The sequence below is a fragment of the Phormidesmis sp. 146-12 genome (assembly GCF_052939495.1).
In genome coordinates this window covers 1-1003 of record NZ_JBJPHS010000267.1, presented here as the reverse complement: position 1 = coordinate 1003, position 1003 = coordinate 1, and the positions used below count along the sequence as shown (strand labels likewise).

Genomic DNA, 1003 nt, shown 5'->3' with positions numbered 1-1003 from the left:
GAGCAGAAAATGAATGATTTCTTGCAGGTTCTAAGTTTTTTGTCCTGTACTTAGGATTCAGACATAGACCGCTCCATGTTGGTGAACAGGCGAGGGCATGTAGACCTGCTTAAAGCTGTCAGCCCGCCTACATTCTCTGGAGCGGAAGCTCTATCGCGATCGCAGCCATCTTGTCTGTGCTTGGGGTTAGAGAACAAAGAGAGTCAACTGAACAGGTTTAGCGGGTTCTGTCAGTTCCCGCCAATTTTGCTCAAAGGCTTTCAGGTTACGGCATTTGTTTTTCGCTAGATTGGGAGCAACAACGTAAAACTCCTCGAAAGCCGGATAAATGCCTTCTTGTCGTCGGTGGAGATAGCACCGTTTGCCGTGCAGATCTTCTATTGAGGTATGATGACGTTGGCAAATTGTCTCTAAGTTGGACTCCATCTGAGCTTTGTTGCCTTCGTTCACCAGAACCACTTTGCGATCGGAATTGACGTAGGGTTTGCCGTTTTTCCCAATTAGTTGCTTGTAAGTGCGTTGAACGTGATAAGTAGCCCACTGTAACTGGCGTAATAGCTCCTCCAATTCATCAAGGGCAGCCTGGTTACTGCTTTTCACCATCAGATCATAAGCAGTGCCTGATGAAAATAGATGCATTCGAGGATTAAATGCCAGAGCATTTAGCTCCATCAGCAGTGTGAACCCTGCGGCTTTCGGGTCACGGTTATAGCGATCGATCGCAGCTTGTTTTTGCTGGAATGGGCAATAGCTACAGGCAGATTTCCTCCAAAGGACTCCCAGAATACGATAGAGATATTCAATGCAGTCATCCCGTGTCCATCCCCATTCGATGAGCGGGTAGAGAAACGGGTGCCCCTGACAAGTGTAGCCATCGGCTTTACCTGCCCGTTTTGTTTCATCCGCGTTGTAACCCAAATAGGGACCAAAGGCTTCTGTAATGTGATCTAACAATAGTCCGGACGATTTTTAGGAGAGGGAATCGACAAGAAAGCCATCGATC

Annotated in this window: 1 protein-coding gene; it reads right to left on the bottom strand. The window is 47.5% G+C overall.

Annotated elements, in window-relative coordinates; genetic code table 11:
* Window positions 1-186 precede the first annotated feature (186 nt).
* Window positions 187-954 carry a hypothetical protein gene (locus ACKFKF_RS35165; RefSeq protein WP_446871961.1) on the bottom strand — a complete coding sequence of 256 codons (768 nt, stop codon included), beginning with the start codon at window positions 952-954 and terminating at the stop codon, window positions 187-189.
* Window positions 955-1003: the final 49 nt, after the last annotated feature.